1 protein-coding gene is annotated in these 1,416 nt (G+C 58.3%); it reads left to right on the top strand.

The window, feature by feature from the left end:
* Window positions 1-125 precede the first annotated feature (125 nt).
* On the top strand, window positions 126-1,391 hold the full coding sequence (locus ACP7BZ_RS22910) for an IS4 family transposase (protein WP_426117505.1): 1,266 nt from the start codon (window positions 126-128) through the stop codon (window positions 1,389-1,391).
* Window positions 1,392-1,416: the final 25 nt, after the last annotated feature.

Here is a 1,416-nt window from a genome sequence, read left to right as displayed (position 1 = left end):
CAATCCACCCAAGTTAGCAGTTTAATGTGCAGTTAGATGGTTTATTTTCAAGATAGACACAAAAACACTTGACATCAATTTAGAAGCGCGGCCGGCAGTGTGAATTTTTGATTCCACTGCTCGCCATGTCCGTTCTGACCACCTTGTTTCAAGACTTCGCCGCCCGACTATGCTCGATAGAATTTCTCCACGACGCCCGCCATTCCGATCATCCGACCGCGTTTTCGCGCTGTCGCAAATTGCCGTTGCCGACATTGGTCGCCATCATGCTGACTGGCATGCGCATGAGCATTCAAGCCGAGTTGGACACCTTCTTTGCCCATCTGCGCCAACAAGCTCAGTTGGTCCACGAGGTGTCCGAGCAGGCGTTCTCTCAAGCCCGCGCCAAGCTGTCGCTGACAGCCATCCCCCGGCTCAACGACTGGTTGATCGCGCGCGCCGAGCAGGATCGGTTTGTGCCGCGCTGGCGCGGTCTGCGTCTGGTCGCCGCCGACGCCTCGACGCTACGTTTTGGCCTGCGCGCTAGCCATGTCAAACGCGCCGCCATCGCCGATCAAATCCTGTTCGGCATGTTTTTACCGGGACCCGATCTGATGCTCGCCGCCTCCCTGCACAGCGTCCACGAACGCGGCGAACGGCAGTTTCTGTTCGATCATCTCGACCGGCTTTCCCCGGACGATTTGCTGCTGCTCGATCGCGGCTATCCCTGCCGCTGGCTGGTGGCCGTACTGAACCAGCGCGCCATCAAGTTCTGCATGCGTGTTGACAACGACAGCGGCTTCGCCTGCGTGCGCGATTTCATGCGCTCAAGCGCGAAGGAGCGGATAGTCACGCTGCGCGCGCCAGACAAACAGGACGCGATCGACTATGAATGCCCGCGCAAATCGCAGCGCGTGCGCCTGGTCCGCAACGTCGCGCCGACTGGCGAGCAGCGCGTTCTGATGACCAATTTGTTCGACGACAAGCTCTACCCGGCTGATTGCTTCGGCGAGCTTTATCACCAGCGCTGGGGCATCGAGGAAGCCTTCAAACGGCTCAAGCATCGCCTCAATTTGGAACACGTCACGGGATTAACCCAGCAAGCCGTTGCCCAGGATGTTGCCGCCAAAATCGTCTGCGACAACCTGCAGGCTCTGGTCGCGCTGACCGCCCACGCCGACGCCGATTTGCCGGCGAACAGGCGCATCAACCATGCCTACGCCCACACCGCGCTGAAGCCGCTGATGCCCATCTTGCTGCGCGCCGGCATGGTCGCTAGAAAAGTCGGAAAGCTGCTACGGGATCTGCTTGACTTGATTGCTGGTCGAACCTATCGACATCGTAGAAATCTATCGAAACCGCGCAAACCAGGCCCGAAACCGCACAAGGCTATGAGCCAGAAAAATTGCTAAAAAGTCTTAAGTTGGGTGGATTGGG

Source organism: Massilia sp. PWRC2, from assembly GCF_049896725.1.
GTDB lineage: Bacteria > Pseudomonadota > Gammaproteobacteria > Burkholderiales > Burkholderiaceae_D > JAFCUW01.
Note: the sequence above shows the minus strand (reverse complement) of the source record. Positions and strands in the feature narration are given on the sequence as shown.

Coding starts and splice junctions, on each gene's coding strand:
- ACP7BZ_RS22910 (WP_426117505.1), top strand. CDS start 126: ATGTCCGTTCTGACCACCTTGTTTCAAGACTTCGCCGCCCGACTATGC.